Annotated in this window: 23 protein-coding genes; 14 read left to right on the top strand and 9 right to left on the bottom strand. The window is 66.7% G+C overall.

Annotation, left to right across the window (positions count from 1 at the left end):
- Positions 1–7: 7 nt before the first annotated feature.
- The 4 genes from IM738_RS20090 to IM738_RS20075 form a co-directional block, all read right to left on the bottom strand.
- Complete coding sequence (locus IM738_RS20090) at positions 8–466, bottom strand: hypothetical protein (protein ID WP_236962805.1); 459 nt, start codon at positions 464–466, stop codon at positions 8–10.
- Positions 463–1,122 (bottom strand): hypothetical protein, encoded by a 660-nt coding sequence (locus IM738_RS20085; protein WP_236962804.1) that lies wholly within the window; start codon positions 1,120–1,122, stop codon positions 463–465. The genes IM738_RS20090 and IM738_RS20085 overlap by 4 nt, the downstream gene beginning before the upstream one ends.
- A gap of 141 nt (positions 1,123–1,263) precedes the next feature.
- Entirely contained in the window at positions 1,264–1,866 is a 603-nt protein-coding gene (locus IM738_RS20080) for a hypothetical protein (protein WP_236962803.1), read from the bottom strand.
- A gap of 199 nt (positions 1,867–2,065) precedes the next feature.
- The gene (locus tag IM738_RS20075; protein WP_236962802.1) at positions 2,066–2,575 is read right to left on the bottom strand and encodes an Lrp/AsnC family transcriptional regulator; all 510 of its coding nucleotides are present in this window, start codon (positions 2,573–2,575) and stop codon (positions 2,066–2,068) included.
- A 177-nt stretch (positions 2,576–2,752) separates the two neighbouring features.
- Here IM738_RS20075 and IM738_RS20070 point away from each other — a divergent pair, with 177 nt between their 5' ends.
- From IM738_RS20070 to IM738_RS20050, 5 genes are all read left to right on the top strand, one after another.
- A complete protein-coding gene (locus IM738_RS20070; protein ID WP_236962801.1) occupies positions 2,753–6,337 on the top strand; it encodes an indolepyruvate ferredoxin oxidoreductase family protein in 3,585 nt (1,194 codons plus the stop codon).
- A 141-nt stretch (positions 6,338–6,478) separates the two neighbouring features.
- Positions 6,479–6,799 carry a preprotein translocase subunit YajC gene (gene yajC, locus IM738_RS20065; protein WP_236962800.1) on the top strand — a complete coding sequence of 107 codons (321 nt, stop codon included), beginning with the start codon at positions 6,479–6,481 and terminating at the stop codon, positions 6,797–6,799.
- 123 nt (positions 6,800–6,922) lie between these two features.
- On the top strand, positions 6,923–8,803 hold the full coding sequence (gene secD, locus IM738_RS20060; RefSeq protein ID WP_236962799.1) for a protein translocase subunit SecD: 1,881 nt from the start codon (positions 6,923–6,925) through the stop codon (positions 8,801–8,803).
- Between the two features lie 17 nt (positions 8,804–8,820).
- A complete protein-coding gene (gene secF, locus IM738_RS20055) occupies positions 8,821–9,777 on the top strand; it encodes a protein translocase subunit SecF (RefSeq protein WP_236962798.1) in 957 nt (318 codons plus the stop codon).
- A gap of 76 nt (positions 9,778–9,853) precedes the next feature.
- Positions 9,854–12,277 (top strand): DUF1631 family protein, encoded by a 2,424-nt coding sequence (locus tag IM738_RS20050; protein WP_236962797.1) that lies wholly within the window; start codon positions 9,854–9,856, stop codon positions 12,275–12,277.
- Between the two features lie 135 nt (positions 12,278–12,412).
- On the opposite strand, the gene dprA is transcribed toward IM738_RS20050, so the two are convergent.
- Entirely contained in the window at positions 12,413–13,510 is a 1,098-nt protein-coding gene (gene dprA, locus IM738_RS20045; protein WP_236962796.1) for a DNA-processing protein DprA, read from the bottom strand.
- A 10-nt stretch (positions 13,511–13,520) separates the two neighbouring features.
- Positions 13,521–14,780, bottom strand: coding sequence for a LysM peptidoglycan-binding domain-containing protein (locus tag IM738_RS20040; RefSeq protein ID WP_236966371.1), 1,260 nt, complete (start codon positions 14,778–14,780; stop codon positions 13,521–13,523).
- A 348-nt stretch (positions 14,781–15,128) separates the two neighbouring features.
- On the opposite strand from IM738_RS20040, the gene def reads away from it, so the two are divergent.
- From def to IM738_RS20000, 8 genes are all read left to right on the top strand, one after another.
- Entirely contained in the window at positions 15,129–15,650 is a 522-nt protein-coding gene (gene def / locus IM738_RS20035; protein ID WP_236962795.1) for a peptide deformylase, read from the top strand.
- 5 nt (positions 15,651–15,655) lie between these two features.
- On the top strand, positions 15,656–16,630 hold the full coding sequence (fmt, locus tag IM738_RS20030; protein WP_236966370.1) for a methionyl-tRNA formyltransferase: 975 nt from the start codon (positions 15,656–15,658) through the stop codon (positions 16,628–16,630).
- A complete protein-coding gene (locus IM738_RS20025) occupies positions 16,630–17,367 on the top strand; it encodes an AzlC family ABC transporter permease (protein WP_236962794.1) in 738 nt (245 codons plus the stop codon). The genes fmt and IM738_RS20025 overlap by 1 nt, the downstream gene beginning before the upstream one ends.
- Positions 17,360–17,695, top strand: a complete 336-nt coding sequence (locus IM738_RS20020) for an AzlD domain-containing protein (protein ID WP_236962793.1) — start codon at positions 17,360–17,362, stop codon at positions 17,693–17,695. Before IM738_RS20025 ends, IM738_RS20020 begins: the two co-directional genes overlap by 8 nt.
- Positions 17,696–17,854: 159 nt before the next feature.
- Complete coding sequence (locus tag IM738_RS20015; RefSeq protein ID WP_236962792.1) at positions 17,855–18,661, top strand: glycosyltransferase family 2 protein; 807 nt, start codon at positions 17,855–17,857, stop codon at positions 18,659–18,661.
- Positions 18,645–19,328 carry a TVP38/TMEM64 family protein gene (locus IM738_RS20010; RefSeq protein ID WP_236962791.1) on the top strand — a complete coding sequence of 228 codons (684 nt, stop codon included), beginning with the start codon at positions 18,645–18,647 and terminating at the stop codon, positions 19,326–19,328. The genes IM738_RS20015 and IM738_RS20010 overlap by 17 nt, the downstream gene beginning before the upstream one ends.
- Entirely contained in the window at positions 19,312–21,033 is a 1,722-nt protein-coding gene (locus tag IM738_RS20005; protein ID WP_236962790.1) for an ArnT family glycosyltransferase, read from the top strand. Before IM738_RS20010 ends, IM738_RS20005 begins: the two co-directional genes overlap by 17 nt.
- On the top strand, positions 21,030–22,055 hold the full coding sequence (locus tag IM738_RS20000) for an NAD-dependent epimerase/dehydratase family protein (protein ID WP_236962789.1): 1,026 nt from the start codon (positions 21,030–21,032) through the stop codon (positions 22,053–22,055). Before IM738_RS20005 ends, IM738_RS20000 begins: the two co-directional genes overlap by 4 nt.
- Positions 22,056–22,189: 134 nt before the next feature.
- Here the strand turns inward: IM738_RS20000 and IM738_RS19995 are convergent, their stop codons facing one another.
- The 3 genes from IM738_RS19995 to IM738_RS19985 form a co-directional block, all read right to left on the bottom strand.
- Entirely contained in the window at positions 22,190–23,059 is an 870-nt protein-coding gene (locus IM738_RS19995; RefSeq protein WP_236962788.1) for a pirin family protein, read from the bottom strand.
- Positions 23,060–23,082: 23 nt separating this feature from the next.
- Entirely contained in the window at positions 23,083–23,943 is an 861-nt protein-coding gene (locus tag IM738_RS19990) for a pirin family protein (protein ID WP_236962787.1), read from the bottom strand.
- 1,053 nt (positions 23,944–24,996) lie between these two features.
- Entirely contained in the window at positions 24,997–25,215 is a 219-nt protein-coding gene (locus IM738_RS19985) for a hypothetical protein (RefSeq protein ID WP_236962786.1), read from the bottom strand.
- Positions 25,216–25,459: 244 nt separating this feature from the next.
- Between IM738_RS19985 and IM738_RS19980 the strand changes: the two genes are divergently transcribed.
- Positions 25,460–26,491, top strand: coding sequence for an RNA methyltransferase (locus IM738_RS19980; RefSeq protein ID WP_236962785.1), 1,032 nt, complete (start codon positions 25,460–25,462; stop codon positions 26,489–26,491).
- Position 26,492: the final 1 nt, after the last annotated feature.

The raw sequence follows: 26,492 nt of genomic DNA, 5'->3' as shown, positions 1-26,492 counted from the left end.
GGCGGATTCAGTCGACATCAAGTTCGAAGTGGAAATTCAGGCGCCGGCTGTTGGAGGACCAGTCGGCGTTGGATCGCAGCCGCACCTGCAGCTGGTCTTCCAGCGTGGCGCCGGGGATCGTGCCAGCGAAGACCAGGCTGCGTTCGCCCGACACCAGGCTGCCGGCCAGCAGGCGCCCCTGGGTGGTCCAGACGGCTTCGATGTTGGATGTCTGGTCACGCGGCAGCACCATGTAGATGCGGCCGCTGCGGCCGACCCACTCGCGGGTGTCGATGCGGATGTTGACGCGCACCCAGGCCTCCATGCCGCTCGCCGACTGTCCCCGCACCATGGGCAGCCATTGCATCTGCACGTTGGGCGGCACGGTGTGGCTCTGCGAATCGTCCAGCCGGTGCGGGTTGGCCAGCGCGGAGCCAGCCACCAGCACGCCCAGGGCAACCTGGAGAAGGCGTTTGAAGACCCTCATGGGGCCGCCAGGGTGTAGGTCACCCGGCCGGTGTACGTGCCGGCCGCCCGAACCGCGCCATTGGCGAACCGGAAGGTGTGGCAGTTTTCGAGGTAGGTGTTGCCCGGCACGGTGGCCAGGGTCAGGGAGCCACCGTTGAACGTGCCGGCGGAAATCACGTTGGGCACACCGCTGCCAGGGGCTGAAACGGTCCAGCTGATCTGGTTGAACGGGATGGTGTCGCTGCTGGCGTTGGACAGGTTGGCCGGCGATGCCACGGTCAGTGTGGCGTTGGCGTTGCCACTGTTGCGGCGGAACCCGGCGCCGACCATGACCTGGCTGGCGGGGTTGGGGCAGGTGTTGTAGCCGTCGTCGTACAGGCTGACGTTCTGGGTGCTGTCGCTGGTCATGGGCAGCGCCGTGCCGTTGCCCAGCTGGGCAAAGGGCACGTCGACCCGCACCGTGTTGACGATGCCGCTGGTCCCCAAGGTCCCGTTGAGGGTGCCCGCGCTGCTGCCGCTGAGCGCGCCATTGCCCACGTGCAGAAACAGCCGGCGGGGGCCCGCCGTGACGCTCAACGACCAGGCATGGGCCGCGGCCATCTCTGCCACGCACAGCAGGGCCAGACAGGCGCCGGCCGCTTTGCGGGCAGTGGTGCGGTGGTTCATGCGTTTCATGGGGTCGTGGTGACGGGACGGTCAGGAAGGGTTGCTGCGGGGCATTGCATCACACGGCTTTGCAGGGCCTCAAATGACGGCGGAGGGTCAAGCCCTCCGCGACCTCGATGGTGGCGGCGTTGCCGCCACCTCGGCACATGCTCAGGGCATGGCGGCGGTGTAGGTCACCCGGCCGTTGTTGGCGACGGTGGCGCCGTAGGTGCCGGCTGGCACCACGGTCGAGTTGGCGTAGCCGAAGGTCCAGTTGGCCGAGCGGTCGGTGACCTTGGTGCCGGAGGACAGCGTCACGTTGCTGCCTGCGCCCGTGCCGGTCAGGGGAATGGCAGGGCTGGGCAGGGCGGCCAGGCTGGAGGTGGCCGAGATCTCGGTCCAGGCAATGCTGTCGCCGGAGCCGTTGGACAGGGCGCCGGTGGTGGCGGCCGTGAGCACGATCTGCCCGTTGTTGCCCACCACCCGCACCGGCACCACGGCGCCGGTGATGTTGCCAGCGGCTGTGCCGGCGCCCACGGCGGCCGGGTTGGTGGTGTAGTCGAAGGTCACCATGTCAACGTTCGTGTTGTTGGCCATCGGGACGGTCGTGGCACCGGAACCCACACCCAGGAAGAGCACGCGCGGGATGATGACCCGGAAGTCCAGGCGGGCCACGGCGTTGCCGGTGGCGACCAGGTTGGCTTCGGCTGAGGCCAGAAGGGGAGCGGCAAGGGCCAGAGCGACGGCAGATTTCAGGATCAGGGACTTGTTCACAACGATTCTTTCAGGATGGGATTTTTCGGACAACTGAAGACCTTCGAGGTACTCAAGATGTGTTTTTGGTGTCGGAATGTTACGGTGAGCGGCCAAAGGCTGCAAGCCATGAAAGCGGTAAAAACGCACACTTTCAAGCACTTGCAGCGTTTTTCTACCCAGGCGGTCGAGCTTTTGGGGCCGGTATTGGCAAAAAACCTCAAGTTTTGCGAGCGGCTGCCGTGTTAACGCTTTTGGACAACAGGTGCCCCAGCGGCAGGGCACTCGCCGCCTTCACCTCGCCCAGCGAAAAGCTGGTGTGCAGGTCTTTCACGTTGGGCAGGTTGATCAGCACCTCGCGCGCAAAACGGCTGAACTCACCCAGGTCGGGGCAGACCACCTGCAGCTCGAAGGTGCCCGAGCCACTGATGTAGTGGCAGGACACGATTTCGGGGATCTTCTGGATCGCGGCCTCCATCTGGCGCAGCACGTCGCCGCTGTTGCGCTCGGCGTCCAGCCGCACGAAGGCCAGCACGCCCAGGCCGATCTTGTCGCGGTTGAGCTCGGCGCGGTAGCCGGTGATGAAGCCGGCCTCTTCCAGCGCACGCACGCGGCGCCAGCACGGCGCGGCCGACAGGCCCACGCGGCTGGCCAGCTCGGCGTTGGTCAGCCGGCCGTCGTTTTGCAGTTCGTTCAGGATGGCGAGGTCAAACTTGTCGAGTGTTTCCATGATCGGCTGTTTATAGAAAGAAGCTTTCTCAAGTGTCGCGAAACCGGGCATGAAAAGCAAACACCTGTCCACCGTCGCGCCCTACACTGTGCGTCACACCGACGCTGGCCGATCCGGCCGGATGGCGGTTCAAAAAGACGCCCACGAGGCGTTCCCACCCACGCAGGAGACAACAAGATGAACGCCCCATTGCCCGAGCACATCCGCAAGGCCCTAGAGACCGTCACGCTCGACGACAAATATTCGCTGGACCACGGCCGCGCCTTCATGAGCGGCGTGCAGGCGCTGGTCAAGCTGCCCATGCTGCAGCGCCAGCGCGACGCCCTGCAGGGCAAGAACACGGCGGGCTTCATCAGCGGTTACCGCGGCTCGCCGCTGGGCGGCTACGACCAGGCGCTGCAGAAGGCCGCGCCCTACCTGAAGGCGCAGAACATCGTGTTCCAGCCCGGCGTGAACGAGGAGCTGGCGGCCACCGCGCTCTGGGGCACGCAGCAGCTGGGCTTTGCGCCTCAAGGCTCCAACAAATTTGATGGTGTGTTCGGCATCTGGTACGGCAAGGGCCCGGGCGTGGACCGCTGCAGCGACGTGTTCAAACACGCCAACATGGCCGGCACCACGCCCTGGGGCGGCGTGATCGCGGTGGCCGGCGACGACCACGTGGCCAAGAGCAGCACCGCCGCGCACCAGAGCGACCACATCTTCAAGGCCTGCGGCCTGCCGGTGTTCTTTCCGTCCACGGTGCAGGACATCCTGGACCTGGGCATCCACGCCATCGCCATGAGCCGTTTCAGCGGCGTCTGGGCCGGCATGAAGACGATCCAGGAGATCGTGGAATCGAGCGCGACGGCGATGATCGACCCGGAGCGGGTCAACATCGTGATCCCCGAGTTCGACATGCCACCCGGCGGCCTGCACATCCGCTGGCCCGACGCGGCGCTGGAGCAGGAGGCGCGCCTCTTTGACTTCAAGTGGTACGCCGCGCTGTCCTACATCCGCGCCAACAAGCTCAACCACAACGTGGTCGCCGGCCCGAACGACCGCTTCGGCATCATCGCCAGCGGCAAGGCCTTCAACGACACGCGCCAGGCCCTGCTGGACCTGGGCCTGGACGACGACACCTGCCGCCGCATCGGCCTGCGCCTGCACAAGGTCAACGTGGTGTGGCCGCTGGAAGCGCAGACCACGCGCGAGTTCGCCACCGGCCTGCGCGAGATCCTGGTGGTCGAAGAGAAGCGCCAGGTCATCGAATACCAGCTGAAGGAAGAGCTCTACAACTGGCGCTCGGACGTGCGCCCGCACGTGCTGGGCAAGTTCGACGAGGTCGAAGGCGACTTCACCGGCGGCGAGTGGTCCATGCCCAACCCGAGCGCCCATACCCTGCTGCGCGCCAACGCCGACCTGACGCCGAGCATCATCGCCCGCGCCGTCGCCAAGCGCCTGCGCAAGATGGGCCTGCCCGAGGACGTGCAGGCGCGCATCGACGCGCAGCTCGCCATCCTCACGGCGCAGGAGCAGTCCATGCAGACCCTGCTGACCAAGGGCGTGGAAGGCGCCGAGCGCCAGCCTTGGTTCTGCTCGGGCTGCCCGCACAATACCAGCACCAAGGTGCCCGAGGGCTCGCGTGCCATGGCCGGCATCGGCTGCCACTTCATGACCATCTGGATGGACCGCGCCACCGTGGGCTTCACCCAGATGGGCGGCGAGGGTGTGCCCTGGGTCGGTCAGCAACCGTTCGTGAATGACCAGCACATGTTCGCCAACCTGGGCGACGGCACCTACTTCCACAGCGGCATCCTGGCGGTGCGCCAGAGCATCGCCGCCGGCGTGAACATCACCTACAAGATTCTGTACAACGACGCCGTGGCCATGACGGGCGGCCAGCAGGTCGGTGAGCGGCCCGAGGGCCATTCGGTCGTGCAGATCGCGCAGAGCATGCGCGCCGAGGGCGCGGTGAAGATCACCATCGTGACCGACGAGCCCGAGAAGTACGCCAGCGTGGGTGGGCTGCCGAGTGGCATCGCCATCCAGCACCGCGACACGCTGGACGCGGTGCAGCGCGAGTTCCGCGAGATCAAGGGCACCACGGTCATCATCTACGACCAGACCTGCGCCACCGAAAAGCGCCGCCGCCGCAAGCGCGGCACGATGGTCGAGCCGACTGAGCGCGTGGTGATCAACGAGCTGGTGTGTGAAGGTTGTGGTGACTGCAGCGTGCAGAGCAACTGCCTGAGCGTGGAGCCGCTGGAGACCGAGTTCGGCCGCAAGCGCACCATCAACCAGAGCAGCTGCAACAAGGACTTCTCCTGCGTCAAAGGCTTCTGCCCGAGCTTCGTCACGGTGGACGGCGGCCAGCTGCGCAAAAAGGACAAGGGCGGCGCCAAGGCCGAATGGACCGGCGGCGCGTTGCCCGAGCCGACGCTGCCCACGCTGGCCCACGAGGCCTGGGGCATCATCGTCGCGGGCGTCGGCGGCACCGGCGTCATCACCATCGGCCAGCTGCTGGGCATGGCGGCGCACATCGAAGGCAAGGGCATCGTCACGCAGGACGCGGCGGGCCTGGCGCAGAAGGGCGGCGCCACCTGGAGCCACGTGCTGATCGGCTCGCACCAGGATGTCATACGCACCACCCGCGTGTCGGCCGCGTCGGCCGACCTGATCATCGGTTGTGACCCGATCGTGGCGGCGCACAAGGAAAGCTGGCAGCGCCTGCGCGCCGGCCGCAGCCACGTGGCGCTCAACGCCAGCGCCACGCCCACGGCCGCCTTCGTGAAGAACCCCGACTGGCAGAACCCCGCGCAGGCCTGCGTGGACGCGCTGACCGCCAGCCTGGGTGTCAACGCGGTGGGCACCTTCGATGCCGAGGCCGCCTCGTCGAAGCTGATGGGCGATTCGATCTACACCAACCCCATGATGCTGGGCTACGCCTGGCAGCGCGGTTGGGTGCCGCTGGGTCTGACGGCGCTGATGCGCGCGATCGAGCTGAACGCGGTGCAGGTCGACAAAAACAAGCAGGCCTTCGAGTGGGGCCGCCGCGCCGCGCACGACCCCAAGGCCATGGCCGCTGTGGTCAGCCCGCTGGGCCAGCAGGTGATCCAGTTCAAGAAGCGCGAGACGGTGGACAGCCTGGTGGCGCGCCGCGTCGAGTTCCTGACGGCTTACCAGAACGCCGCATACGCTGGCGAGTACGAGGTGCTGGTGCGCCGTGTGCAGGACGCCGAGGCGAAGCTCGGCAAGACCACGCTGACCGAAGCCGTGGCGCGGAACCTGTTCAAGCTCATGGCCTACAAGGACGAGTACGAGGTGGCCCGCCTGCACAGCGACCCGGCCTTCCACGCGAAGCTGGCCGCGCAGTTCGAAGGCGACTTCAAGCTGCACGTGCACCTGGCGCCACCGCTGATCGCGAAGAAAAACGCCAAGGGCGAGCTGGTCAAGCAGCGCTTCGGCCCGCTGATGTTCACCGGCTTCAGGCTGCTGGCGAAGCTCAAGGGATTGCGCGGCACGGCGCTGGACGTGTTCGGCCGCACCGAGGAGCGCCGCACCGAGCGGGCCCTGATCGGCGAGTACCGCGCGAGCGTCGAGGAGCTGCTGAAAGGCCTGAACGCCGGCAACCACGCGCTGGCCCTGGAGATCGCCCGCCTCCCTGAGCAGATCAAGGGATTCGGCCATGTGAAAGAGCGCCACCTGGCGGCCGCGCGCGGTCGCTGGAGCGGGTTGCTGGCGCAGTGGCGCGCGGGGCCGACGGACGTGGCGCGCGCCGCCTGATCCGGAGCCAGCAGAGGCCTTGGCCCCGCCCGCCATGGGGGAGAGGGGGCGTCATACAATGGGCGGTTGCGCCGCAAGGCCCGGCCGGGTTCGCCCGCCGGGCCCTGCCTTGACCCTTTTTGACCCTGTTGGAGACGCCCTGTGTTCATTTCTTCCGCCTACGCCCAAGCCGCCACCGGTGGCAGCACCCAGGACACCCTGATGAGCATGCTGCCGCTGGTGCTCATGTTCGTGGTGCTCTATTTCGTGATGATCCGCCCCCAGATGAAGCGCCAGAAGGAGCACAAGGCCATGATCGAGGCCCTGGCCAAGGGCGACGAGGTCGTGACCGCCGGCGGCTTCCTGGCCAAGGTGTCCAAGGTGGGTGAGACCTATGTCGGTGTGGAACTGGCCGACGGCATGGAAGTCCAGATGCAGCGCACGGCCGTGGTTCAGGTGCTGCCCAAGGGAACCATCAAGTAACACCCCCGCACGGGCCCGAGTGGGCCCGTTCCCCCCTCAAGGGGGCAATGCGAGCGGCCCGGCGGAGCCGGTTCCGCCGCATTTCCGGACAGCTCCACCTCACGCCATTTTGGTTGCCCTCCCATGAACCGTTATCCGCTCTGGAAGTACCTGGTCATCGCTTTTGCGCTGGTGATCGGGGTGCTGTACGCCCTGCCCAACCTGTTTGGCGAGTCGCCAGCGGTGCAGGTGTCGGCGGCCCGTTCGTCGGTGAAGGTCGACCTGACCACGGTCACACGGGTGGAGCAGGCGCTGGCGGCGCAGAGCATCCAGCCGTCGTTGATCCAGCTCGAAGGCAATTCGGTGCGCGCCCGTTTTGAGAACACCGACGTGCAGATCAAGGCGCGCGACACGATCGAGCGCACGCTCAACGCCGATCCTGCCAATCCTGGCTTCGTGGTGGCGCTGAACCTCGTGCCGCGCACGCCTGCCTGGATGGCCAGCCTGGGCGCTTCGCCCATGTACCTCGGTCTGGACCTGCGCGGAGGTGTGCACTTCATGCTCCAGGTGGACATGCCCGCTGCGCTGCAGCGCAAGGCCGACGTGCTGGCCGGCGATCTGCGCGCGGCCCTGCGTGAGAAAAATGTGCGCCACGGCGGTATCCAGCGCAACGGCCAGACCATCGAGCTGCGCGCACGCGATGCCGCGACGGCGCAGGCGGTGCAGGCCGTGATCCAGGACCAGTTCCCCGACCTGCAGGTGGTGCAGGCGGCCGATGGCGCCGAGTTCCGCCTGTCGGCCACGATCAAGCCGGCCGCCGCGATCACGGTGCAGGACCAGGCGCTCAAGCAGAACATCACCACGCTGCACAACCGCATCAACGAACTGGCGGTGTCCGAGCCCGTGATCCAGCAGCAGGGCACCGACCGCATCGTGGTGCAGCTCCCCGGCGTGCAGGACACGGCCAAGGCCAAGGACATCCTGGGCCGCACCGCCACGCTGGAAGTGCGGCTGGTGGACGAGAGCTCCGAGGGCCAGGCCGCCGAGGGTGGCGCGGGCGCGGTGCCCTTCGGTTCCGAAAAATACCTGGAGCGCGACGGCCGCGCCGTCATCGTCAAGCGCGAAGTGCTGCTCACGGGCGAGAACCTGACCGACGCCCAGGCGGGCTTCGACGACCAGCAACAACCCGCCGTGCACCTGACGCTGGACAGCAAGGGCGCCCGCGTGTTCCGCGACGTGACCCGCGAGAACGTCGGCAAGCGCATGGCCATCATCCTGTTCGAAAAGGGCAAGGGCGAGGTTGTGACGGCACCGGTGATTCGCGGCGAAATCGGGGGCGGCCGGGTGCAGATTTCGGGCAGCATGAACACGGTGGAAGCCAGCGATACGGCCCTGCTGTTGCGCGCTGGTTCGCTGGCCGCCCCGATGGAGATCATTGAAGAACGCACCATCGGTCCCAGCCTGGGCAAGGAAAACATCGAGCGCGGCTTCAACAGCGTGATCTGGGGTTTCCTGGCGGTCGCCACCTTCATGTGCGCCTACTACATGCTGTTTGGCGTGTTCTCCAGCCTCGCACTGGGCTTCAACCTCGTGCTGCTGGTGGCGATCCTGTCCATGCTGCAGGCCACGCTGACCTTGCCCGGCATGGCGGCCATGGCGTTGGCGCTGGGCATGGCCATCGACGCCAACGTGCTGATCAACGAGCGCGTGCGCGAAGAACTGCGCAACGGTTCCTCGCCACAGACCGCGATCAACGTGGGTTACGACCACGCATGGGGCACCATCCTGGACTCCAACATCACCTCGCTGATCGCGGGCGTGGCGCTGCTGGCGTTCGGCTCCGGCCCGGTGCGCGGCTTTGCGGTGGTGCACTGCATCGGCATCCTGACCAGCATGTTTTCGGCCGTGGTGTTCTCGCGCGGCCTGGTCAATCTCTGGTACGGCCGCCAGAAGAAACTCAAGAGCGTGTCCATCGGCACGGTGTGGCGCCCCGACGGCGACAACGCAGTGGCCAAGGCCGATTGACCCCAGGAGCTTGAAGCATGGAACTTTTCCGCATCCGCAAAGACATCCCGTTCATGAAGCACGCCATCGTGCTGAACGCGATCTCGGCCATCACTTTTTTCCTGGCGGTGTTCTTTCTGGTCACCCGTGGCCTGCACCTGTCGGTGGAGTTCACGGGCGGCACCGTGATGGAGGTGGCCTACGAACAGCCGGCCGATCTGGAGTCGGTGCGCAAGGTGATCGAGGGGCTGGGCTATGTCGATGTGCCGGTGCAGAACTTCGGCACCTCGCAGGATGTGCTGCTGCGCCTGCCCGCCAGGGCCGGCCAGAGTTCGGGTCAGCAGAGTGAAGCGGTGCTGACCGCGCTCAAGGCCCAGAACCCCGCGGTGCAGCTGCGCCGCACCGAGTTCGTCGGGCCTCAGGTGGGGCAGGAGCTGGTGGAGAACGGGCTCAAGGCGCTCGGGTTCGTGATCCTGGGCATCATGATCTACCTGGCGATCAGGTTCGAGTGGAAGTACGCGGTGTCCGCCATCATCGCCAACCTGCACGATGTGGTCATCATCCTGGGCTTCTTTGCGTTTTTCCAGTGGGAGTTCTCGCTGCCGGTGCTGGCGGCTGTGCTGGCCGTGCTGGGTTATTCGGTCAACGAATCCGTGGTGATTTTTGACCGCATCCGCGAGACGTTCCGCCGCCAGCGCAAGAAGACCACGGTCCAGATCATCGACCACGCCATCACCTCCACCATCAGTCGCACCATCATCACCCACGGTTCGACCCAGATCATGGTGCTGTCGATGCTGCTCTTCGGTGGTCCCACGCTGCATTACTTCGCCATGGCGCTGACCATCGGCATCCTGTTCGGCATTTATTCATCGGTCTTCGTGGCGGCCGCCATTGCCATGTGGCTGGGCATCAAGCGCGAGGACCTGATCAAACCGACGGGCAAGTCCAATCCGGGTGATCCGGACGATCCGAACAGCGGAGCGATGGTCTGAGCACCGCCGTTTCGGACCGTTTCACCCGGCTTTCTGTCGGCTAAGGCGGTCTGCATTCGTGTCATACTGAGCCATTGTGGCAACCTCTGATCAGCACGTTTCCTCTCTGGCCAAGCAGGCACGCGAGCTCTTTGTGGTTCACGTGGGGCGCGCCCTGCCCGAGTTGGTCAAGGCCTGTGAAACACGGCTGGCATCGGTGCTCGATCAGGCAGGCCCAGCGCGTGAAATGCAGGAGCGTAGAGACGCATGGCTGGCGTTCCAGAAGTGCCAGGCCACCTGGCTGAGCCAGAGCCGCAAGGCCCTGCAGCGCAGCTTGCTGCCGCGCCATGGTGCCCCTGCCAGCCAAGGCTCGGGCGTTCCGTCGGGTCGCCTTGAACTCCTCGCGGAAGGGGCCATTGATGACCAGATCATCGCCTCGCGCTTGGCGATGCGGGTACTGGATGTGGTGTCTACTGAGCTCAATGAGCTGAGGTTGCGCGTTCAGCACTTGGAGAAACGCCAGGAGTTGCCGCGGGGCGATGTGCTGCTGCCCGATGTGGTCGCACGCCTTCTGGTGGATCAGTGGCTGGACGTGCAGATGACCCGCGAGGGCTGGCTGCTGGTGCAGGAGGCTCTCGCGTCCGCCCTGGCCAAGAGCATGCTGGCATCCTATAAGGCAGCGAACGAGTTTCTCGTCTCCAGCGGGGTGATGAAAGAGATCGATCTGCAGGCGCTGGTGAAACGCACACCGGGCAGCCGTTCGGCGGGTCCTGCGCCGAGTGTTCCGGAGACCGCCAGCCATCACGTGCCGTCCGATGGTGGGGGACTCAGCGGAACGGGTGCTTCGAGAGCCGGAGCTGCAGCCAGTGCAACCGGTGCGGGAGCTCCCCACAGTGGCAGTGGCGTGGGCAGCGAATCGGGCGCAGGTTTCGGTTCGAGTCGCCCCAGCCCGCACTCTTCCGGCATGGGTGTTCACGACGAAACCCGCATGATGACCCACTCGTCGCCGCTGGCGCGGGCCCGGATGCGGGCTCAGGGTGTCGTGGGTCGCCTGCGCAGGTTGTTGATGGACAAGGTGGGGGGCGACTTTGAGGCCACCCAGGTGCTGCCGCCGTCGCCGATGCTTCAGCAGGTCATGCAGCGGGTGGCGCCCGAACCTATCTCCGGCAGCCCGGTGTCCGTGGGGATGGGATCATCCCGTCCGGGCATGATCTACATGGACAATTCCCATGTGGAAAGGGCCGCGACGGTCCTGCGGCAGCGCACGACCGAACTCAAGCAGGCCGCCAGCACACCGACCGAGAAGGCCACCATCGAGGTGGTGGCACTGATGTTTCAGAGCATTCTGGCCGAAGAGCGCATTCCCCCCAGTGTGCGGGTCTGGTTTGCCCGCCTGCAGATCCCGGTCCTGCGCGTGGCGCTGGCCGAACCTGAGTTTTTCAGCGCCCTGCAACACCCGGCACGGCGCCTCATCGACCGCATGGGGTCTTGCGTGATGGGTTTCGAGTCCAATGTCAGCTCGGTGGCGCTCGAGGCCGAGATCAAGCGCGTGGTGCAGGTGATCGAGCAATACCCGGAGACTGGGCGGCGGGTCTTCCAGCTGGTGCTGGACGAGTTCCAGAAGTTCTTGTCCACTTACCTGAGCGAGCAGGGCAGCACCAGTCGCTTTGTGAGCGTCGCGCAGCAGGTGGAACAAAAGGAAACCCTGTCGGTGCAGTACACCATCGAGCTGCGCAAGCTGCTCGATGACATTGCGGTGCGCGAAGAGGTGCGCGAGTTTCTGTTCAAGGTCTGGGTCGAGGTGCTGGCCGTGGCCAGTGTCAAATACGGACTGAAGCACGAGGAAACCGCTTCGCTCAAGAAGGTGGCTTCGGACCTGTTGTGGGCGGCCAGCGCCAAACCCAACCGCAATGACCGCGCGCGTGTGATCCAGCAACTGCCCGGCTTGCTGCAGCGCTTGCGCCAGGGCATGAGCCTGCTCGGCTACTCGCCGGGCGTTCAAGACCAGCACATCAAGGCGGTGAGCGATACGCTGGCCGATGCCTTCATGTCGCGCACCGAGGCCATCTCGCAGGAAACACTGGACAAGTTGTCGCAGCGTCTGACCCATCTGGAGGACTACATGCCCGACAGCGGACTGGGGGACCTGGACCTGGACAACGAGAGCATCGAGATGATCACAGGCGTGGACGCCAGCAACATCGAGGTGATCAAGCAGGGGGGCAGTCAGCCCAGCGAAGCGATGCGCGCTTGGGCGGTGGAGCTGCAGATCGGTTCGTGGTTCGGTCTGGATCACAACGGCAAGCTCAACAGTGTGCAGTTTGCCTGGCGCAGCGACCGTGGTCAGCTGTTCCTCTTCGTCACCAACGTCGGACGCTGCTTCCTGATCCAGGCCAACCGGGTGGCGGCTTACCTGCAGGCCGGATTGCTGGTGCCGAGTGAGGAAGAGGCGTTGACCGTGCGGGCCACGCGCGATGCGCTGACCAAGCTGGACGCCAATCCCGAAAGGCTGTTGGGGTGATGTCCCACCCCCGCGCCGCGCCTTCGGCGCGTCACCCCCTCAAGGGGGCGATGCGAGTGGCCCGGCGAAGCCGGTTCCACCGACTCCTCGGCTGAGAGCATTTCGCGCTGGATGCTTCGAGTGAGGCAGGCTGTTTCAGCCTTGGGTGATCCGTTGCAGCAGCCCGCCTGGCATCCGCCCCACTTCGCCTTCCAGCTCCAGTTCCAGTAGACGGGCTTGCAATGTGGCGGTGTCCAGGCCGGTGCGTGCTTGCAGTGCGTCAAAACTCACAGGGTCGTGTCCCACGGCACGGAGCAAATCATTCACCGGCTCGGCAGCCTGGTCTGGTTCTGTGCGATGTCCGGAGGGGTCGGCGATTCGCAGATCTTCCAGGATGTCTTGTGCCGATTCCACGAGTTTTGCGCCCTGCCGGATCAGCGCATGGCAACCGCGCGACTGCGGCGCGTGGATGGAGCCCGGGATGGCAAACACCTCACGCCCTTGCTCCGCCGCGAAACGCGCGGTGATCAGGGAGCCCGATCGAACGGCGGCCTCGACCACGAGCGTGCCCTGCGACAGGCCAGCGATGATTCGGTTGCGTTGCGGGAAGTTGGCCGCCAGAGGCGGCGTTCCGAGGGGGTACTCGCTGATCAGCAACCCTCGTTCCGCGATGCGGTTGGCCAGTGCATCGTGCCGTCTGGGGTACACGGTGTCGAGCCCTGTGCCCACCACGGCGATGGTGGTGCCACCACCTTCCAGGGCACCTGCGTGCGCCGCGCCATCCACGCCGAGAGCCAATCCCGACACCACACAGACACCCGCCTCGCCGAGACTCCGCGCGAACTGGCGGGCGTTGGTCTCCCCCTGCGGGGTGGGGTTGCGGCTGCCCACGATGGCAAGCTTGCGCGGATGGTCGAGCACCTCGGGCTGTCCGTGCAGGTACAGCATCAGCGGTGGATCGGCGGTGTTCAGCAGCGCGCCCGGGTAGTGGGCATCGGCCAGCGTGACCACCCTGTGGTCTGGGCTTTCGTCCAGCCAGGCCATCAGGCGATCGACGGCGGGTTCCAGCGTCTCGGGGATGCTCTGCATTGCACGCGCCGTGCGAGCATTGGTGACGGTTTGCCAGGCGCTGGGGCTCTGGGCCCAGACGCCTGAAGGCAGGCCAAACGCGGTGAGCAGCCTTCGGGCCGTGTCATTGCCCACGCCGGGAGTGAGCAGCAGCCTGAGCCAACCGGCCAGGGCCTCCCTGTCCATCGGCCGCGCTTCAGGGGTTGGTGAAGCGGTCGCCGATCTTGACGCCGTCCTGGATGTTCAGCACCACGGCGTAAGACACCTTGTCGAAGGTGCGGAAGACCATCATCAGGCCATTGCTCTCGCCGGGGAGGCGCAACTGAGGGCGGCTGTCGTCGGTTTTGTCGGTCAGGGTGTTGGCATCTCGAACCAAGGCCAGCACATGTCCGTCTTCCAAGCCGTGTGCCTTGCCTCGGTTGATGGCGACCACCTGGTTCTGGGCGGCATACCGGACGGCATTGCCGTAGACCGAGACGATCAGGCCATTCTGGGCCTGACCCGGGGCGCGGGGCACGTAGTTGGGGATCACGCGCGGAGGTTCGGGCAGCATGCGGTCACCGACGCGCATTTCTTCCTTGGCGCTCACGATGTCGATGGTGGCGGGCACCAGCTCACCGGTCGCCGCCGGCTTGACGGGCTCTTTCTCGGCCACTGGCACGCGCTCGAGGTTGTGCGCGGTGTTGTCGTACGTGGGTTTGTAGACGTCCTTGCCAGCGGGCTTCTGGGCCGAAGCCGGGGCCTCGATGTCTCGACGGCTTTCGGGGCGCACCAGCAACGCCTTGCCGATGTACTGGGCCTCGTAGGCGAGGATTTCGCCCGTGGCCGGGTCTTTCAGCGCCACCGCGTTCCGGAACACGCGGAAATTGCGGGGCTTGCCCGCTTCCATCGTCAGTGCTTCCTGGGCGATGGCGCCGTCGCCGTACTGACCGCGGGCATAGGCGCGGTCACCCAGGCTGAGCAGCACCCGGTTTTCCGGTGTGGCGACGATGCGGGGAGCGCGCGCGAAAGTGGCTTCGTCCACCACCAGGGGTTCGGCCAGGAAGGATTCGATGGCCTGCATGTTGACCGGCGGAATCGCCGAATCGGACAGGCTCTCGACGCGGGTGCGTGGCGACACACGCACCGTCGGCGTGTCACCCTCGCCCGGACGGCGGGTGCTCAGGCGGGCGCGGCCACCGGATTTGTCGAGGTACAGCACCTGACCCGGGTAGATGCGGTGCGGGTTCTTGATCTCCTCCAGGTTCATGCCCCAGAGCTCAGGCCAGCGCCATGGGCTCTTCAGGAACAACCCGGAGATGCGCCACAGCGTGTCGCCGCGAACGACCGTGTGGCTGTCGGGCGCGTTGGGCGCCAGTTCGGACAGCGGCACCCCGGTCTGGGCCACCTGGTTGGCGGTGGCGCGCTGTCCGGACGTGACGGTCTGGCTCTGCGCCCAGGCGGTGCCGGTGGCCATCGCGATCAACAACGCGCAGGCGCCAGCCACGGGTCGCGACAGGCTGAAGGCGGACGGGAGGGCGGACGAGCGGGTGTTCAATGGCATGTGTGGGCCCCTGGGGCTGGCGCAATCTGGCCGAAAACCGTGCCCGGTCACCCGGACAAACGGCGCTTCAAGTCTTGACAATTCGCATTTGATTTTGCGCCCAAGCCCTTGATTAGGCAATATTAATGGACGTGGCCATCCACGCGATCCGCGAAAAGTAGCGAAAATAGCGACAAACCCCTCCCGATGGTCACGGCCGCGCCACGTTCGCCGTGACCATCGTTTTGCCCAGACCCCGACCGCTGCGTCGCCGCCTTTGCCATGAACCCGCCCGATTTGCTCCCCATCCTGCGTTACCCCGACCCACGCCTGCACACCGTGGCGAAACCGGTGGTGGCGTTTGACGACCGCCTTCGCGTGTTGATCGAGCGGATGCTGGCCACCATGTACGACGCCAGCGGCATCGGGCTGGCGGCCACGCAGGTGGACGTGCACGAGCGCCTGGTCGTGATCGATGTGAGCGAAACGCGCGACCAGCCCCTGGTGCTGGTCAATCCGGTGATCGACTGGGCCAGTGCCGAAACCCGCAAGGGTGAGGAGGGTTGCCTGTCGGTGCCGGGCATCTACGACGGTGTGGAGCGTTCCATTGCCGTGAAGGTGCGGGCCCAGGATGCCGAGGGACACAGCCGCGTGATCGAGGCCGAGGGCATGCTGGCCGTGTGCATCCAGCACGAGATGGACCACCTGATGGGCAAGGTGTTCGTGGAATACCTTTCGCCGCTCAAACGCAACCGGATCAAAGGCAAGTTGCTGAAATCGCAACGCGAAGCGCAGAAGGCATGACGGCCATGCGTGTGGTCTTCGCCGGCACGCCGGCGTTCGCCCGTGTGGCGCTGGAGCGCCTGATCGCGGCGGGGTTCGAGATCCCATTGGTGCTGACCCAGCCCGATCGACCGGCTGGCCGTGGCATGAAGCTGCAGGCGTCGCCGGTCAAGCAGTGCGCGCTGGAACACGGCATCGCGGTGGCGCAGCCGCGCAGCCTGCGGCTGGACGGCAAATACCCCGAGGACGCCACCGCCGCGCGCGAAGCCATTCTTTCCGCGAAAGCCGATGCCATGGTGGTCGCCGCTTACGGACTGATCCTGCCGCAGTGGGTGCTCGATGCGCCCGTGAAGGGATGTCTCAACATCCACGCTTCCCTCCTGCCGCGCTGGCGCGGCGCGGCGCCCATCCACCGCGCCATCGAGGCGGGCGATGTGCAGACCGGCGTGACCGTCATGCAGATGGACGCGGGCCTGGACACCGGCGACATGCTGCTGATGGAACGGCTGGCCATCGGCGCCGACGACACCACCGGCAGCCTGCACGACCGGTTGGCCACGCTGGGCGGTCGCCTGATCGTCGAGGCGCTGGAGCTGGCCGCCTGTGGCGGATTGGCCGCTGAAAAGCAGCCAGTCGAGGGGGTGACCTACGCGCACAAGATCGAGAAGGCCGAAGCCACCATCGACTGGACGCTGCCCGCAGAGGAGATCGGGCGGCGGGTTCGGGCCTTCAACCCGGCCCCGGGCGCCGCAACGGCGCTGGCGGGCGAGGCGATCAAGGTCTGGGCCGTGCACGCTGACGGCGTCGGCGCTGCGGGCGTGCCCGGCCAGGTGCTGTCGGCGGGCGCCGACGGCATCCGCGTGGCGACCGGTGACGGCGTGCTGGTGCTGACCGAGTTGCAGCGCGCCGGGGGCAAGCGGCTGCCGGCGGCGGATTTCCTGCGCGGCTTTCCGCTCGTGCCCGGCCAGGTGCTGGACGCCGCCATGAAAGCCGCCGGCTGATGTTTTTTCTGGCCGAACACCGCCGCCACGCGGAATTCTGGGAAGGTTTCCGCGACCAGGCGTCGGTGGCCGTGGGCATCGGTGCCTGGGGCCTGATGACCGGCGTGGCCATGGTCAAGTCGGGGTTGTCGGTGATCGAAGCCCTGTTGATGACGGTGATCGTGTTTGCCGGCAGCGCGCAGCTCGCGGCCGTGCCCATGATCGTGGCGGGCGCGCCGATGTGGGTGATCCTGGCGGCCTCGTTCTGCGTCAACCTGCGGTTCGTGGTGTTCTCCATCCACCTGCGGCCCTATGTGATGCACCTGCCGCGCTGGCAGCGCATCGTGACCGGCTTCTACACCGGTGACCTGACCTACGTGTATTTCGTGCGCCGCTACCCGCACGTGGCCACCGACGCCGACGGCATCGCGCGCCAGCAGGCCTACCTCGCGGGCAACTGCGCGGTGAACTACGTGGCCTGGATGAGCGCCAGCGTGGTCGGTGTGGTGCTGGCCAACGCCGTGCCCACCGCCTGGGGCCTGGGTTTTGCCGGCATCCTGGCCTTGCTGGGCCTGCTGTGTTCGCTGGCGAGCTCGCAGCTGCGGGTCGTCTCGGCCGGCGTGGCCGGCGCGGCGGCGGTGGCGGCCTGGGCCCTGCCGCTGCGGCTCAACATCCTGGTGGCCATCGCGGCGGCGGTGGCGATCTGCCTGGTGATCGAGAAGGCGTCGCCGCCACCCCCGGGGGCGAAGCATGTTTGACCTCGATCCCTGGACCCTGCTGACCATCCTCGGCATGGGCTGCATCACCGCCATCACGCGCGGCTTTTTCTTCTTCTCCAGCAAGCCCTGGAGCCTGCCGCACTGGGCGCAGCGTGGCCTGCAGTACGCGCCCATCGCCGCACTGTCGGCCGTGGTGATCCCGGAGATCGTGATGACGCAGGGCCACCTGGTTCAGACCTGGCAGGACGCGCGCCTGTTCGCTGCGGTGGCGGGCGCGGCCTGGTTCGTCTGGCAGCGCAGCGTGCTCGGCACCATCTTGTCGGGCATGGCGGTGTACCTGCCTTTGCACATCGGCCTGGGCTGGTGAGGGGGCGCCCGGTGCTCGCGCGTGGGAAAATAAGCGGATTGGTGTGGGCCGACTTAAGGTCTTCTTAAGAATCGTCCGCAAAACTCGCTTTCGCGCCTTTCCTGCGCCGTGTGACCCACAGCCCCACCCTGTGCGTCGAATCTCCCTGGTGAACCCACAATGACAGACCCCCGCCCGGCGAACGCCGCTGGCGCCGCGCAGACGGGCGATGCCCCGCTGGTGTCGGTGCTGATTCCCGCCAAGAACGAAGCCGGCAACATCGGCAAACTCGTGAACGAGGTGGTGACCGCGCTGCGCCCCGAGTGCGCCTTCGAGATCGTGCTGGTCGATGACGGCAGCGACGACGGCACCGGCGACGAGTTCGTGCAGAGCTGCACCGACCTGGGCGCGGCCGGCCAGCTGGTGCGCCACCAGGCCAGCGTGGGCCAGAGCACGGCGCTGTGCAGCGCGGCCTTGCAGGCCCGCGGCCGCTACCTCATCACCATCGATGGCGACGGCCAGAACGACCCCGCCGACATGCCCGGTCTGCTGCGCTCGGCGCGCGAGACCGAGTCGCAGTCGGCGCACTTCTGCATCGCCGGCTACCGCAAGAACCGCCAGGACACCGAGTGGAAGAAATTCCAGTCGCGCATCGCCAACGCCGTGCGCCAGAAGCTGCTGAGCGACCAGGTGCCCGACACCGGCTGCGGCCTGAAACTGATCCCGCGCGAGACCTGGCTGCGCCTGCCGTACTTCGACCACATGCACCGCTACCTGCCCGCGCTGGTGTTGCGGCTGGGCGGCCTGATCCGCGTCGTGCCGGTGAACCACCGGGCGCGCCACGTGGGCGTGTCCAAGTACAACGCCTGGAACCGGCTCTGGGTCGGCCTGGTCGACATGGCGGGGGTGATGTGGCTGTCGCGGCGCGGCAAGCGCCCTGTGATCGCGCAGGTCCAGTCCATCCCCGCGCATGAAAAGCCTCACTAAGCCGCTGCTGCTCACGGCGGTCCTGACGCTGGCCTTCCTGTCCCTGCACCTGGGCTGGTGGGGGCCGGTCACCGAAGAGGTCTTGCTGCAGCAGCTGTTCCAGCGGCACTGGGCGCTGGCCTGGCCGGTGTTCATTGCCGGCGCCGTTGTCTACACGGCGCTGGGCGGCCCGCGCCAGGTGCTGGCCTTCAGCTGCGGCTTCCTGTTCGGTGGCTGGCAGGGCGGCCTGATCGGCACGCTGCTGACCGGTTGCGGCGCGATGCTCACCATGCTCGCGGTGCACAAGCTGGGCTTCGAGTGGGTGCGGCAGAAACACGCGCAGAAGATCGGGCTGATCAAGGCGGTGCTGGCCGAAGACACCTGGATCTGGATCTGCGTGATCCGCCTGATCCCCGTGGGCAGCAACCTCGTGACCAACATCGCGGCGGCCCTGTCCGACCTGCGGCCGGTCGCCGTGTTCTTCGGCAGCCTGCTGGGCTACCTGCCGCAGATGCTGCTGTTCGCCTACGCGGGGTCGGGTTTTGCGCTGCACGACAGTTCGCAGCTGTGGGTCAGCCTGGTGATGCTGGTGCTGTCCACCGGGCTGGGTCTGTACCTCTACCATCACGGCTTCAAACAACGCCTGCACCGGTTCCGCAAAGAGCATCCGCATGTCCCTGCCCACTGACGACGCTGCGCGCCGGCAGGCGCTGTTCTGGCTCGCCGCCACCGCCATCGTGTTGTTGCTCGGCCTCGGTCTGCGCTACCCCTGGCCCGCCGACGAACCGCGTTTTGCCCAGGTGGCGCGCGAGATGGTCGAGAGCGGGCAGTGGCTGTTTCCCACGCGTGGGGGCGAGCCCTACCCCGACAAACCGCCGGTGTTCATGTGGTTCAGCGCGGCGGCGTTTGCGCTGCTGGGCAACATCAAGCTGTCCTTTCTGCTGCCGAGCGCGCTGGCCTCGGTGGGCACGTTGCTGCTGGTGCACGACCTCGGTCGCCGCCTGTGGAACCCGCAGGCCGCGCTGTTCGCGGTGCTGGTGCTGGTGTTCACGCCGCAGTTCCTGCTGCAGGGCAAGGCCGGCCAGATCGACGCGCTCGTGACCTTCTGGATCACGCTGGGCTGCTACGGCCTGCTGCGCCATTTCTTCACCGGCCCGCACTGGGGCTGGTACTTCACGGCCTGGGCCGCGATGGCGCTGGGCATCATGACCAAGGGCGTGGGCTTCCTGCCGCTGCTGATGCTGCTGCCGCTGGCGTTGTGGACAAAGAACGCCGGTCAGGGCGCTGCGCCGGTGTGGCGCTGGAAGCTGGCGGCGGGCGTGCTGGTGATGGCGGCCACGGTGGCGCTGTGGCTGGGTCCCATGCTCTGGCAGGTGCACAGCATCGGCACCGACACCATGGTGGCCTACCGCAACGACCTGCTGTTCCGCCAGACCGGCGAGCGTTTCGTCAACGCCTGGCACCACGTCAAGCCCTGGCACTACTTCTTCACGCAGGCCATCCCGACGGTCTGGTTCCCGCTGCCTCTGCTGCTGCTGGTGTTCTTCAAGCCGCTGCTCGCCGCGTTGCGCGACGACCCCCGGCTCAAGGTCCTGCTGGCCTGGGTCGGCCTGGTGCTGCTGTTCTTCTCGATCAGCTCGGGCAAGCGAGAGGTCTACATCTTCCCGGCCCTGCCGATGCTGGCGCTGGTGGTGGGCGTGCTCTGGGCCAAGGTCCGAGCGCAGGGGCTGGGCGCTCGCACCAGCGCCTTCTTCCAGTGGTTCCTGTACGCACTCGCGGCAGCGCTCGGCGGCCTCGGTCTGATGTTGACGTTCTCGCCCGAGCGCCTGCTGCGCAAGGCGCCCGATTACGCCGAGCCGATCGCCACGCTTGCCACACCCCTGATCGCCATGGGCGTGACCCTGCTGGTGCTGCTGATCGTGATCCGCCGGCGCGACCTGCTGGTGCGCATGGCAGCGACCAGCCTCGTCCTCTGGGTGTTCGTGTCGCTCATGGTCTGGCCGCGCGTCGACCCCTACCGCACGCCGCAGGACATGATGGAGCAGGTCGAGCGGCAGCTGCCGGCGAACACCGAGCTGGCCCTCATCTATTTCAAGGAACAGTTCCTGCTGTTCAGCCACCGCCCGCTGACCCACTTCAGCTACCTCGCGCCGCTGGATCAGCAGGAGCGCAACGCCTGGGTCTGGATGCGCGAAGCGCCGAACCGCCAGCTGCTGGTGCCGACCGACGCGAAGCTTGAGTGTTTCGATGTGGCCAAGGCCGTCTCGCTGGGCGAGGCGCACCGCCGCGAGTGGGTGCTGTTCGGTGCCGACGCGATGCGCCCGGCCTGTGCCGCGCCCAGCCGTGCCCAACGTTTCGTTTACCGCCCCGACATCCGTGGTGTCTTGCCATGAACCTTCTGACTTCGGCGCCACGCCCCCGCATCCTCATCACCGGCGCCGCCGGCTTCATCGGCTTCCACCTGAGCCAGCGCCTGCTGGACCTCGGGCTGGCGGTGGACGGCGTGGACAACATGAGCCCGTACTACGAGCCCAGCCTCAAGGAGGCGCGGCTCAGGCTGCTGCAGGCGCGGCCCGGTTTCGTGTTCCACCGGCTCGACCTCGCCGAGCGCGAGGCCACCGCGCAGCTGTTTGACCAGGGGCGCTACGACATCGTGCTGCACCTCGCGGCGCAGGCCGGCGTGCGTTATTCGGTGGAGCACCCCATGGCCTACCTCGACAGCAACCTCGCGGGCATGTTGACCGTGCTCGAAGGCTGCCGCCACCATGGGGTGAAGCACCTCGTGTACGCCTCGTCGAGCTCGATCTACGGCGCGGCGCGCCAGATGCCGCTGCGCGAAGACATGGTGACCGATGCGCCGATCTCGCTCTACGCCGCGAGCAAGAAGGCCAACGAGCTGATGGCCCACAGCTACAGCCACCTCTACGGCATCCCCGCGAGCGCGCTGCGTTTCTTCACGGTCTACGGCCCCTGGGGCCGGCCGGACATGGCGATCTTCAAGTTCGTGCGCGCGATCTTCGAAGGCCGCCCCATCGACGTCTACAACCACGGCCAGATGCGCCGCGACTTCACCTACGTGGACGACGTGGTCGACGCCGTGCTCGCGGTGGCCGGCGTGCCGCCGGTGGCGCAGGACGGTCTGGCCGCCCACCGCGTGCTCAACGTGGGCCACAACGGCCCGGTGCCGCTGATGGACTTCATCGCCTGCCTGGAGCAGGCCACGGGCCGCGAAGCCATCAAGAACTTCATGCCCATGCAGCAGGGCGACGTGCCCGACACCTGGGCCGACACCTCCGCGCTGGAGCGGGGCTTTGGCGTGCGGGCCGACACCGACCTCCAGGTGGGGGTGCAGCGGTTTGTGGACTGGTACAGGACTTATTACCCCCTCGCGCCGCCTGCGGCGTCACCCCCCTGAGGGGGGCAACACGAGCGGCCCGGCGGAGCCGGTTCCGCCGTGTTCTGGGTTGGGGCACGCACGCCGAAGGACTTTGTTTCCTCTCGTACCGGTTCCAACTTGTTCTGGGGGCTGGCAACCCTGTCCACTGGCCATCAACCCGGCAGCGGAATCCACTCGTCCTTGTCGTCCGGCGGCAGCTCAAAACGGCCGGCCGCCCAGTCGGCCTTGGCCTGCTCGATGCGCTCTTTTCGAGACGACACGAAGTTCCAGAAGATGTGGCGCTCGCCCAGCGGCTCGCCGCCGAAGAGCATCAGCGTGGCGGCTGTTCTCGCGGTGATCACCGCGTCCACGTCGTCGCCGAACACCAGCAACTGGCCGGGCTGGTAGACCTCGCCCGCGTGTTCGATCTCGCCCTTGGCCACGTACACCGCCTGCTCGCGGTGGCCGCCGGGCAGGGCCTTGCGGGCGCCGGCTTGCCACTCGGTGTGCAGGTAGAACAGCGGCGAGTGCGTGCGCACCGGGCTGCTCTCGCCGTAGGCGCTGCCGGCCACCAGGCGCATCCACACGCCCTCCGATTCGATCACCGGCAGGTCGGTGGCGGGGTAGTGGGTGAACGCAGGGTCACACTCTTCGTCGGCCTCGGGCAGCGCCACCCAGAGCTGCATCAGCTCCAGCCCGCCATCGGCATACGAGTCGGGGTGGGTGAAGCGCTCGCTGTGCGAGATGCCGCGCCCGGCCGTCATCCAGTTCACCTCGCCGGGGCGAATGATTTGCAGCGTGCCCAGGCTGTCTCGGTGCGTGATCTGGCCGCTGAGCAGGTAGCTCACGGTCGAGAGGCCGATGTGCGGGTGCGGGCGCACGTCGGCGGCGCGGTCGTAGTGCGGCGGCAGAGGCACCGGGCCGGCGTGGTCCAGGAAGACGAAGGGGCCGACGTTGCGGCGCTTCGCGAAAGGCAGCACGCGCCGCACCATCAGGCCGTGGCCGAGGTCGGCCGCGCGGGCGTTGATCACCATTTCCAGCATCGTGTTCTCCTTGTGTTGAGTGGTCAAAGCCTGCCCATGGCGCCGCTTTGAAAGTCGGCAAAAGCCTGGTGGATTTCCGCTTCGCTGTTCATCACGAACGGCCCGTAACCCACCACCGGCTCGTCGATCGGTTCACCGGCCAGCCAGAGCAGGGTGGTGTCGGTCACGGCGGTGAGCGTCACGCCCTCGCCCGCGCGTTCGTAGACGATCATCTCCGCGTCGGTGGCCTCGGCGCCGTCCTGCGTCTTCACCCGGCCCCTGAGCACCAGCGGCACCGTGGTGTGGCCTTCGGGCGCGGGCAGGGCCACGGTGTGGCCGGCCAAGACCCGCAGGTCCCACACCTGCATGGGCGTGAAGGTTTTGGCCGGGCCTTGCTCGCCGAGCAACGAGCCCGCGATCAGGCGCGCCGTGCCGGCCCCATCGGGCAGGTCCACCGTGGGCGTCTGCGCCGCGGTGATGCCCTGGTAACCGGGCAGCGCCATCTTGTCGCGCGCCGGCAGGTTCACCCACAGCTGCACCATCTGGAACGGCCCCCCGCGGCGGGCAAAAGCGTCGCTGTGGAACTCCTCGTGCACGATGCCCGAGGCGGCCGTCATCCACTGCACATCGCCCGGGCCGATGGTGCCGCCCGCGCCGGTCGAGTCGCGGTGCGAGACCTCGCCCTCGTAGACGATGGTCACGGTCTCGAAACCCCGGTGCGGGTGCGCCCCCACGCCGCGCCGTTTGGTCGTCGGGTCGAAGGTGGTCGGACCGCCGAAGTCGAGCAGCAGAAACGGCGAGAACGCGGCCGGGTTGTCGTTGTACGAAAAGATGCTGCGCACCGGAAAACCGTCGCCGACCCAATGGCCGTGCGGGTTGCGCTGGATGTGGGACACGGATTTCATCGTGGGGCCTCCTGAAGACGCGCATTGTCCGTCTGCCCGCCGGTTTGTGTCGTCGAAGGGGCACCGTCCTGACCCGCAGCACACGCCGCCCAAGAAGCGGATGGGCCATCACGCGGAGTGTGTGTGATGCGGTGCCCAGCGCTGCGCGCAGCCGCTGGCAGGCGCCCAGGTGATGGATGGGGTTTCGACCCCATGCGGGCTTTCAACTTCATGCTGCTTACCTGTCACGTCCCGGGGCACCGTCCTTTAGGCCCGCTCTGGAGTGAGGGATGTTGCCGGGTTTCATGGTTTACTTATACCTGTATGAAAGTCAGGTATGTCACGCGTAATACGTTGATTTGGTTGTGTTTTTGGAGGAATTGAGTGGCCAGAATATCCCGCACCGCCCAGCTTATCCCGCAGGTTCTGCGGGATACATCACGTTAGGCGTCGATGAAAACAAAACGGGCACCACTTATCGCGCAGATTCCAGCAACGCGCTTCCGTTCAGCAGACGGAAGTGCGCCGCAAGTTGGCGATGTTGTAGAACTTGATCAAGGATTGACCTTCCCAGACGGGCAACCAGGTTGCATCGTCTACTTCAAGGATCAATACGGAAAGTACAAATGGGAGGCCGAGGTATACGAGTCAGAGCTTGGCGATGACATTCGTTCGTAGAAACTCGATCAGAGGCAAGCCGACATACGCGCGAGAGTTCGCTTCTATGACCCGTAGCCAATCAGTAGCCGCCACACATGTCTCGCGCATGCTCGCCAGGCAAACCCAAGCAGGTCGTGCAAGCCCCCGCTGCCTCACAGCACGTTCTGGTGAGGTTCGTGTGCTTTTCAGTAGCGTCACCCAACGAAAAATGCAGTTCCGAGCTATGCCATGCGCGACGCCTAACCCTTCCATCGAGAGGGACGTCCAAGGACTATCGCCCTTGCCCGCCCCTCATGTCAAACGTTGAACGTCTGCTTCTGCGACGGAGGGTCGGTCGCTCCTGGCCGAAGAGCAACATGCCCGCCCCGACCGTCCTGGCCGGTGAATCGGCCAGCCAACCGCCCGGCGCGTCGCCTATCGGCCAACCAGGTCGTCCGCATCCAGCGCCGGCGGGCGCATCAGATCTTCGTCGATGCCCATGACCGTGCTGGCCCGTTCGACGGCGCGCCACAGCAAGGGCGGCATCTTCAGAATCTCATCGGGCGTGTCGGCCTGCGCGATCCAGCGGCTGATCTGCTGGTGTTCGTCGGGGGTCAACAAGGCCAGGTTCAGCATCTCGTCGATGGTTTTCATGGGGTTTCTCGCAAGTCTGGGTCAATGGCGTTGATGCTGTCACACATCCGTGGCATCGGCTTTCAGTCCAGCGCTTCAAACCGACCCTTCATCGCCACCTCGCCTGCCTCCGCCGGTCGCTGAACAGCCACCGCGTGTGCCCCAGCTTTGCGCCGCCAGGGTCTGGCTGTCGTGGTGGCGCAGCAGGGCGTCTTGCGTCGGCTGCTGGCGGTTTGAACAGGGGCCATGCCCGACAATCCAGCCCATGCGCATCCAGACCCTGCGCGAGCGCCTGCGCGCGCTCGGCGCCCTGCCCAAACATGAACACCGCGTGCTCCGCCTCTGGAGCAACGCCCTGCCGCAGACGGCGGGCAAGCGGCAGATTGAACACTTCCTGCCCGCCACGCTGCGCGCCGAGCTGCCCGCCATCGAGGCCGATCTGGCCGGGCTCGCGCGCATCGAATCGCGCCACCCCGGCGAAGACGGCTCGGAGCGCCTGCTGGTGAAGCTGGCCGACGGGCAGATGGTCGAGACCGTGCTGCTGCCGCGCGACGGGGTGTGTGTCTCGACGCAGATCGGCTGCGCGGTCGGCTGCGTGTTCTGCATGACCGGCACCACCGGCCTGATCCGCCAGGTGGGCAGCGCCGAGATCGTGGCGCAGGTGGCGCTGGCGCGCAGCCTGCGGCCGGTGAAGAAGGTGGTGTTCATGGGCATGGGCGAGCCCGCGCACAACCTCGACAACGTGATGGAGGCGATCGAGCTGCTGGGCACGGCCGGCAACATCGGCCACAAGAACCTGGTGTTCTCCACCGTGGGCGACCCGCGGGTGTTCGAGACCCTGCCCAAAGGCCCGGTCAAGCCCGCGCTGGCGCTCTCGCTGCACACGACCAAAGCCGATCTGCGCGAGAAGCTGCTGCCGCGCGCACCGCGCATGACGCCGGAAGCGCTGGTGGAAGCGGGCGAGGCCTACGCCCGCGCCACCGACTACCCCATTCAATACCAGTGGACGCTGCTGGACGGCATCAACGACAGCGACGAAGAGCTGGACGGCATCGTGCGCCTGCTCACGGGCAAGTACGCGATCCTCAACATGATCCCGTTCAACACCGTCGAAGGCATGCCCTTCCAGCGCCCGAGCTGGGAGAAGGCGGCAGAGATCGCGCGCCACCTGCACCGCCGCGGCATCCTGACCAAGCTGCGCCAGTCGGCCGGGCAGGACGTGGACGGCGGGTGTGGGCAGCTGCGGGCGCGGGCGGAGAAGCCGGCGCGCCGCGTGATCCCGGTGAACGCGGCCTGAA

The organism is Hydrogenophaga sp. SL48, assembly GCF_021729865.1.
Lineage (GTDB): Bacteria > Pseudomonadota > Gammaproteobacteria > Burkholderiales > Burkholderiaceae_C > Hydrogenophaga.
Note: the sequence above shows the minus strand (reverse complement) of the source record. Positions and strands in the feature narration are given on the sequence as shown.

Excerpts from the sequence above, each read along its gene's own strand:
- IM738_RS20090 (WP_236962805.1), bottom strand. The coding sequence starts at position 466 with ATGAGGGTCTTCAAACGCCTTCTCCAGGTTGCCCTGGGCGTGCTGGTG.
- IM738_RS20085 (WP_236962804.1), bottom strand. The coding sequence starts at position 1,122 with ATGAAACGCATGAACCACCGCACCACTGCCCGCAAAGCGGCCGGCGCC.
- IM738_RS20075 (WP_236962802.1), bottom strand. The coding sequence starts at position 2,575 with ATGGAAACACTCGACAAGTTTGACCTCGCCATCCTGAACGAACTGCAA.
- IM738_RS20070 (WP_236962801.1), top strand. The coding sequence starts at position 2,753 with ATGAACGCCCCATTGCCCGAGCACATCCGCAAGGCCCTAGAGACCGTC.
- secD (WP_236962799.1), top strand. The coding sequence starts at position 6,923 with ATGAACCGTTATCCGCTCTGGAAGTACCTGGTCATCGCTTTTGCGCTG.
- secF (WP_236962798.1), top strand. The coding sequence starts at position 8,821 with ATGGAACTTTTCCGCATCCGCAAAGACATCCCGTTCATGAAGCACGCC.
- dprA (WP_236962796.1), bottom strand. The coding sequence starts at position 13,510 with ATGGACAGGGAGGCCCTGGCCGGTTGGCTCAGGCTGCTGCTCACTCCC.
- IM738_RS20040 (WP_236966371.1), bottom strand. The coding sequence starts at position 14,780 with ATGGCCACCGGCACCGCCTGGGCGCAGAGCCAGACCGTCACGTCCGGA.
- def (WP_236962795.1), top strand. The coding sequence starts at position 15,129 with ATGAACCCGCCCGATTTGCTCCCCATCCTGCGTTACCCCGACCCACGC.
- fmt (WP_236966370.1), top strand. The coding sequence starts at position 15,656 with ATGCGTGTGGTCTTCGCCGGCACGCCGGCGTTCGCCCGTGTGGCGCTG.
- IM738_RS20025 (WP_236962794.1), top strand. The coding sequence starts at position 16,630 with ATGTTTTTTCTGGCCGAACACCGCCGCCACGCGGAATTCTGGGAAGGT.
- IM738_RS20020 (WP_236962793.1), top strand. The coding sequence starts at position 17,360 with ATGTTTGACCTCGATCCCTGGACCCTGCTGACCATCCTCGGCATGGGC.
- IM738_RS20015 (WP_236962792.1), top strand. The coding sequence starts at position 17,855 with ATGACAGACCCCCGCCCGGCGAACGCCGCTGGCGCCGCGCAGACGGGC.
- IM738_RS20010 (WP_236962791.1), top strand. The coding sequence starts at position 18,645 with ATGAAAAGCCTCACTAAGCCGCTGCTGCTCACGGCGGTCCTGACGCTG.
- IM738_RS20005 (WP_236962790.1), top strand. The coding sequence starts at position 19,312 with ATGTCCCTGCCCACTGACGACGCTGCGCGCCGGCAGGCGCTGTTCTGG.
- IM738_RS20000 (WP_236962789.1), top strand. The coding sequence starts at position 21,030 with ATGAACCTTCTGACTTCGGCGCCACGCCCCCGCATCCTCATCACCGGC.
- IM738_RS19995 (WP_236962788.1), bottom strand. The coding sequence starts at position 23,059 with ATGCTGGAAATGGTGATCAACGCCCGCGCGGCCGACCTCGGCCACGGC.
- IM738_RS19990 (WP_236962787.1), bottom strand. The coding sequence starts at position 23,943 with ATGAAATCCGTGTCCCACATCCAGCGCAACCCGCACGGCCATTGGGTC.
- IM738_RS19985 (WP_236962786.1), bottom strand. The coding sequence starts at position 25,215 with ATGAAAACCATCGACGAGATGCTGAACCTGGCCTTGTTGACCCCCGAC.
- IM738_RS19980 (WP_236962785.1), top strand. The coding sequence starts at position 25,460 with ATGCGCATCCAGACCCTGCGCGAGCGCCTGCGCGCGCTCGGCGCCCTG.